The organism is Armatimonas sp. (genome assembly GCF_043760365.1).
In the GTDB taxonomy this organism is placed as follows: domain Bacteria; phylum Armatimonadota; class Armatimonadia; order Armatimonadales; family Armatimonadaceae; genus Armatimonas.
Genome location: NZ_JAYUPA010000090.1, coordinates 1 through 6,530, shown reverse-complemented (window position 1 = coordinate 6,530; position 6,530 = coordinate 1). Strand labels below are relative to the sequence as shown.

The window sequence follows — 6,530 nt, the reverse complement described above, 5'->3', positions numbered from 1 at the left end:
CGTAGCTGTGCGCCCTTGGGCTGCATCTGCCAGACCAATAGGGGCTTCTCCAGCGGCGTCTTACCCTGGGGACGAGGCTCGGAGCCTTCCCAGAGGTTCTGTTGCGGCGTGGAAAGCAAGAGAAGCAGCGCCGCCAGAGCGAGATTTCTCATCGCATCTCTTGCCCCCCGGTGACATTGAGTGCCTGTCCGGTCATGTAGCCCGCGTCCTCGGTACACAGAAAGACCACGACACCTGCGATATCGGTGTAGGTCGCGCTGCGTCCGAGCGGCACCTGCGACTCGTATTTTTCTCGTACTTGCTCTTTCGTGAGCGCTTGGGTCTGACTGTACTGTCCAAACAGAGAGTCCTGCCAGAGTGTACCGTCTAGTAGGTTGCCGGGGCAGACACAGTTCACGCGCACACCATGCGGCGCCATGTCTAGCGCGAGGCTCTGTGTGAGTCCGATCCCGCCAAACTTGCTGGCTGCATACGCTGAGTTACGCCGACTGCCCTTCTTGCCCGATTTCGAGTTGATCTGCACAATGCAGCCACTTTTCTGCAGCGCCATCTGCTTGCACGCCGCCTGCGCTGAGATAAAGTAGCCGCTGAGATTGACATCAATCACTTTGCGCCACTTCTCCGGATCAAACTCGCACACATCGCCCGCGATTAAAATTCCAGCGTTGGCGATCAGAATATCAAGCTTGCCAAACTCCGCCACGGCGCATGCCACCATCGCCGCGCAGTCTGAGGCGCTTGTCACATCGGCACGCATCCCAATCGCACTTGCGCCTATCTTCACCGCCGCCGCTATCGCTTTTTCCTCGCTCATATCTGCCAGAAGCACGGAGCAGCCTTCACTGGCCAGACGCTGTGCGAGCGCCTCCCCAAGTCCCTGAGCCGCCCCCGTCACAATTGCCGATTTTCCTTGAAGTCGCATAGGACAAAATTATAACCGAATGGCACTTTACTTGCTAACATTAGCCTATGGTAAAATTCGTATGTGGCTGAACGTTTCCGTCACGCACTCTTTGTTTTCCAAGAAGGATCTCTAAATGCAACGTCGTGCTTTTACGCTCATTGAGCTACTTGTCGTGATCGCGATCATCGCGATTCTCGCCGCCATTCTTTTCCCCGTCTTTGCCCAAGCCCGCGCCAAAGCCCGTCAAACCGCTTGTCTCTCCAACCTGAAACAGCTCGGCACTGGGCTGATGATGTACACCCAAGACTATGATGAAGTCTTACCAGGAAACGATCCAGCCAGTGGTTTTGCTGCTGGACACAACCGTCCCCTAGGCTGGAATGAGCCATTTAACGCAACCGTGCCCGCAACCTTTCGGAACTGGGCACGGGACGTGCAGCCCTATGTGAAAAACTTTGGCATCTACCGCTGCCCGGATGCACTACCCCGAACCGCTGTGGGGGGAGGCAATGCGCCTTTTAATGAGTGTAATAAGGCGATTGCCCCTACCTGTCAAGATACAAGCTATGCTCTCAATGGTGTTGCTGAGACTAAGGCACTTGCTGCTATTCCTAACCCTTCTGATATTGTCTATCTAAGAGAGTTCAATATCTACTCGCGGACTGCCCAGACGCGCCCCCGGGCCGTTGCTACTGGGTTTGTGGAGTTTAATAACAACCTCTACGATTTTCTACATAACCAGGGAAGCAACCTACTCTATTCCGATGGGCATGCTAAGTGGAGTAAGAAAGTCGCGCTCACTTTTGTCATGTTTGGGGCGGATCCCACCACGAGTGCAGACTGCGCGGGGAGAATTGTCACCAACCCGGTCACGCCAGGCATGAACGGAGGGATTATTTGCCGCTCTCTGTTCTAAAGTAAACTGAGATCCACCAGCCTCTCGCGTGCCTTTGGTGCAAGAGAGGCTTTTTTTGTTTCCTTCCGAGGTAACGCTTTCGTAATCTTGAGTAGCTAGCCAGCATGTACCCTGGGAGCTATGAGTAAGCTGAGCACATCTGTGCTTTGTATCGTTGCTGCATTTGGGACATATTTGTTTGTACGGCCTTGAAAAGAGAATCGCCTGAAGGGCGACCTCATTCACGGGGCGATCGAGTAAAATAGCAACGTATGGCAGTTTTTTCGAAAGCTTTCGCAGAGCGTGAGAACTTAGAGAAGATTGTCGCGCTTGGTGATTATCTGGCGATCAAGCAAAACTTAGAGACCCAAGGGATGCTGCGCTTTGTGCACGAGGGGGGGGAGAGCGGCTACAGTGCGCGGCAGCTCAAAGATGCTGAGGCTTCCGCCAAGCTCACGCGCTGGATTGATGCCCTGAGCAACGAGCGCAAGTGGCCGATTAAGCGCTTCACCGAGCAAATCACTCCGATGCTCGCCGAGGGAATCGCGGTGGCGGTCGCACCCTCACACAATCCGTTTTCTACCGACCCTCCCATTCGAGCACTGGCGCAGAAGCTCGCCGAGTCGGGGGAGCGCGTGGATGCCACGGGGTGCTTGGTGCGCCATACCAAAATTCGGCGCATCGGCTACGGTGGGCCGAGCTACCTGCACTTGCACCAGGAGACGATTCGGGTAGAGAACGAAGCGCTGTTCTTCGGCAAGCCCGTGTTGGTCCTCGACGATATCGCGCGCTCTGGAGCCACTCTGCGAGCTTGTCGCCGCCTTCTGCTCGACCACGGAGCCGCTGAGGTACAGATGCTCGTGCTGGGACGTGTCTGGAGAGGCTAACCTGAAATACCCCCATTTAGGGCTATCGCATTGTTCTGTGTTCCTCTATACTTTGGAATATCTCCAGAAATAAGGAACAATAGCAATGCCTCGCAAGATTCTGTGTAACCTCGCTTTAGTATCTCTGATTCTCTTGAACGGTGTTCCGTCTCAAGCCCAAACGGTTGTTGAAATAGGTTACCATAACTCATTGGGTAGCTTTCAAACGGATTTTTTTGGTGGTTCGTCTGCTTTTATAAACACAGGCACTATCAATGCTGGGTACACATCTGCTCTTGATCCTCTTGGACTGAGTGGGAATGCTATTATTGTCACCCCTGTATCCGATCCAATGATCCACTTCAACTCGTACTCAATGACAAATATGACAGTAGATACTTTCTTGTCAGTGACATTGCGTATGCCGCAGTACTCCATAGGGGATCCTCGTCGAACACAGCTTGGGTTCCTTGAGTCACCTTTTGCACTGGGAGTGGGGAGCAACGCGGCAAACTTTCAAGTGGCCTACCTGGATCCAATGGGCAGTTACAATGGAGATGCCCTGGCCTATACAGGGGCTCCCGTGTACAGTACTCTGCATTTTTACCAAGGGGTGGGGAGTGCTCTGATCGCACCTGGTCAGGCGGGAACCTTCAATTTTCATGTCGGTTACCCCGCTGCGCAGGCAGGGCTGGTCCACTACTTCATGGATGTTGTCCCAGGCACTCTCAATACTCCCGCGCCGAACGCGGGTATCTTCAACACTCCTAACCCGGGAGGCGGGATCATGCCGTTTGCACCAGCGCCGGAACCCGCCACGATTGGTCTCACTCTCTTAGGACTGCTAGGGCTCGGGGGAGTTCGTCACCGTTGTAGGCAATTTTCCTCGTGACAGAAAGCGTTCTCAGATTCTTTTTATTTTCCGATATTGAAGGGAGCACGCCGCTCTGGGAGCGATTCCCTATTGCAATGCGGCATACTCTTGCTCGGCACGACACTATCTTTCGCGAGACAGCCCTCTCGCAAGAAGGAATTGTCTTTAAGACAGTCGGGGATGCTTTCTGCATCGTTTTTACAAATGCCGAAGCAGCGTTGACGACAGCAGTTGCGGTGCAGCGTGCTCTGCACAACGAGGACTGGGGAGAGATCGGATCGCTTCGGGTACGGATCGCGTTACACGGTGGCGAGGTTGAGGAACGCGATGAGGACTACTTTGGCATGCCCCTCAATCGTGTCTCTCGGATGCGCGATGCGGGACATGGCGGACAGATCTTGGTCGCTGAAGCACTGAAGCAACAAGTACGCTCGGATTTGGTCTCGTGGCGGGATATGGGTTGGCACCGCTTTCGGGGGATAGAAGAGCCTGAGCATATCTTTCAGGTCGTGGCAACGGGCCTGCCCGAGGACTTTCCTACCCTGAAAAGTGAGTCCTCGCATCCTCATAACCTGCCTTCGGAAACAACCTCATTTGTCGGGCGGCTGGCCGATAGCGAAAAGATTCAGGGGCTGCTTGTCGAAAAAAAAGTGCGCTTGGTGACCATCACAGGTTTGGGAGGTAGTGGGAAATCGCGGCTTGCTCTCCATTGCGCGGGGGAACTCCTCTGGCACTATCCTGAGGGTATCTGGTACGTGGATGCCATCCCTCTCGCGCGCTCTGATGAGTTCGCGTCCACGCTTCTTCATTCCTGTGGTCTTGTAGAAGATCCTAAAAAGAGCCCTCTGCAGCAGCTTTGTGAGCACTTCCGAACGGCAAGTGCCCTCTTGATATTGGATGGCGCAGAGCGCTTCGAAGAACTTGCCGATGAGATTGCCGTGCTCCTGAAAGGAACCGAGCGGCTCCAGGCACTGGTGACGTCGCGGAATCTTCTTTATTTAAGCATGGAGCATGAGTACTCGCTGGAGCCACTGACTCTGCAAGAGTCAGTAGTTCTTTTTACGGAGCGCGCCCAGCAAGCCCGGCAAAATTTTTCCGTCGCGCAGGACGAGGAAGGGATTTTAGGTGCCCTCTGCCAGCAACTTGAAGGCAATCCACTGGCTGTCGAACTCGCAGCGGCCCAGGTTCGCTCCCACTCTTTGGACGCAATTTGTGAGGCGCTGGCTCAGCGCTTGACGGTTCTTGCTAGCCGGATGCGCGACCTCCACCCGCGCCATCGTTCCCTCCGTGCGACGATTGACTGGAGCTACCAGACACTGAGTGCAACGGAGAAGCAGTTGTTTCTGGGGCTTTCGTGCTTTACAGATGGCTTCAGTATAGGGGCTGCTCAGGCGGTCTGTGCCGAGATCTGCCATGTTAGCAATGTGCTTGAGGTACTTGTCAACCTGCGTGATAAGAGTCTGTTGCGGATTCGACCGGGTGAAGGGGAGCGTTATCTGCTGCAGGACAGTCTCCGAGAGTACGGTGCGCAGCTCCTGGAATCAGAGGCTCCGACGCTTGCACGTCAGCTATGTTTGCGTCATGCCGAGCACTTCCAGCAACAAGTTGCCGACCATGCACGGGAGCTACGCGGTCCCGGACAAAAAGAGGTGCTGCTTAAGCTCGAAAGTGATGCTGCCAATATCCGCTCCGCTCAGGAGTTCTTTCTGGTCTCAGGGAGTCTTGAGGCTGCGGCCCGGATGGTGGTGGGCCTCTGGCGTTTTTGGGAGACCCGTGGCTGGTTGCGAGAAGGACGTGCACGAATCCAGCGCCTCTTGGAGCGTCGTACTGAGATAGGAGACTCGCTTCTGGTTGCGGAGCTGTTCCTGACAGCAGGACGCCTGGAGTGGAACGGAGAGGATGCAAGCCTTGCTGTGCATTTCCTGGAACAGTGCGTTGCGCTTTGCCGGGGCAAGGAAAACGTCTCTGCGGCTCAACTAGAGAGAACGGCACGGACCGTTCTCGGAATGATTGCCTACAGTTGGGGAGATCTGCATAACTCAGACACACACTACGAGGCGGCTCTTAAAATCTCGCTCAACGACCCGCATGGGGAGGCAGCTCTTAAGATGAACTTGGGGATCAATGCTCTGTCACGCGGGGAGTTCCCTAGAGCACTTCCCTTGTTCGATGAGGCACTGGTGATTCGGCAGGCGATAGGAGACGGGGTTCGCGAGGCGCAGGTCTGGAACTGCATTGGGGCGGGAGCCGCCGGGCTAGGAGATCTGGAGCGCGCAAAAGAGGCGTTTACCCGGAGTCTGGCACTCTATGAAAGCCGTCGCGACCCGATCCACGCTGCCCATGCCCGCATCAACCTGGGGGATATCGCTGTCCGCAAAGGAAAACTACAGGAGGCTCAACGTACCTATAAGATCGCGCTCAAGACCTTGCGAGAGACAGAGGACTGGCGTGGCATCATTGCGTGTTTGCTGGGACAAGCTCAGGCGGCGCTGCGGACAGAAAAGCCCGACATCGCTCTGCCACTTCTCCGCGAAACGCTCGCACTGAGTCAGCGCAATGGCTACCGTGAGAGCCTGGTTGCCACGCTTGATTTAGTGGCATGGCTCAGCTTCCAGCGGAAGCACCCGCACCGAGCTTTCGAAGCTCTAGACGTATCCGACACGCTGCGGAAGACCTATGGCTTGACACGACTCGAATTTCAAGAGCAGTTGGTTGGGGAGCTAAGGGAGATGCTGAGTAATGAGGTGCCTGCCCTGCTTTCTGTGGCTGAGACTGAGTTTTTTCCCGCAAAAGTGATGGGCTGGTTGTCGGAAAATTAAGCGAGGGATTGATCTAAAGAACCCTGGTAGAAACACCAATAAAAGTAGTGCGAGGCTCTAATATCCCTTAGAGCCGAGAGCGAGACGAGACTAAGACCCGCCAGACACCCGTCCGGCGGCTTTTTTTATCTGACGGATCGCGAGGGCTGCCGCAAATCCAGGCTCGGGAGTG

5 protein-coding genes are annotated in these 6,530 nt (G+C 55.1%); 4 read left to right on the top strand and 1 reads right to left on the bottom strand.

Translation table 11 applies throughout. The features are described from left to right. Positions 1 to 148 precede the first annotated feature (148 nt). A complete protein-coding gene (locus ACH2EH_RS02305; protein ID WP_395138493.1) occupies positions 149 to 922 on the bottom strand; it encodes an SDR family NAD(P)-dependent oxidoreductase in 774 nt (257 codons plus the stop codon). A gap of 115 nt (positions 923 to 1,037) precedes the next feature. Between ACH2EH_RS02305 and ACH2EH_RS02300 the strand changes: the two genes are divergently transcribed. From ACH2EH_RS02300 to ACH2EH_RS02285, 4 genes are all read left to right on the top strand, one after another. After that, on the top strand, positions 1,038 to 1,820 hold the full coding sequence (locus ACH2EH_RS02300) for a DUF1559 domain-containing protein (RefSeq protein ID WP_395138491.1): 783 nt from the start codon (positions 1,038 to 1,040) through the stop codon (positions 1,818 to 1,820). 251 nt (positions 1,821 to 2,071) lie between these two features. Further along, positions 2,072 to 2,686 carry a phosphoribosyltransferase family protein gene (locus ACH2EH_RS02295; RefSeq protein WP_395138488.1) on the top strand — a complete coding sequence of 205 codons (615 nt, stop codon included), beginning with the start codon at positions 2,072 to 2,074 and terminating at the stop codon, positions 2,684 to 2,686. A 388-nt stretch (positions 2,687 to 3,074) separates the two neighbouring features. Then, positions 3,075 to 3,557 carry a PEP-CTERM sorting domain-containing protein gene (locus tag ACH2EH_RS02290; protein ID WP_395138495.1) on the top strand — a complete coding sequence of 161 codons (483 nt, stop codon included), beginning with the start codon at positions 3,075 to 3,077 and terminating at the stop codon, positions 3,555 to 3,557. Continuing rightward, positions 3,554 to 6,358 carry an ATP-binding protein gene (locus ACH2EH_RS02285; protein ID WP_395138486.1) on the top strand — a complete coding sequence of 935 codons (2,805 nt, stop codon included), beginning with the start codon at positions 3,554 to 3,556 and terminating at the stop codon, positions 6,356 to 6,358. The genes ACH2EH_RS02290 and ACH2EH_RS02285 overlap by 4 nt, the downstream gene beginning before the upstream one ends. Positions 6,359 to 6,530 lie beyond the last annotated feature (172 nt).

Excerpts from the sequence above, each read along its gene's own strand:
- ACH2EH_RS02300 (WP_395138491.1), top strand. The coding sequence starts at position 1,038 with ATGCAACGTCGTGCTTTTACGCTCATTGAGCTACTTGTCGTGATCGCG.
- ACH2EH_RS02295 (WP_395138488.1), top strand. The coding sequence starts at position 2,072 with ATGGCAGTTTTTTCGAAAGCTTTCGCAGAGCGTGAGAACTTAGAGAAG.
- ACH2EH_RS02305 (WP_395138493.1), bottom strand. The coding sequence starts at position 922 with ATGCGACTTCAAGGAAAATCGGCAATTGTGACGGGGGCGGCTCAGGGA.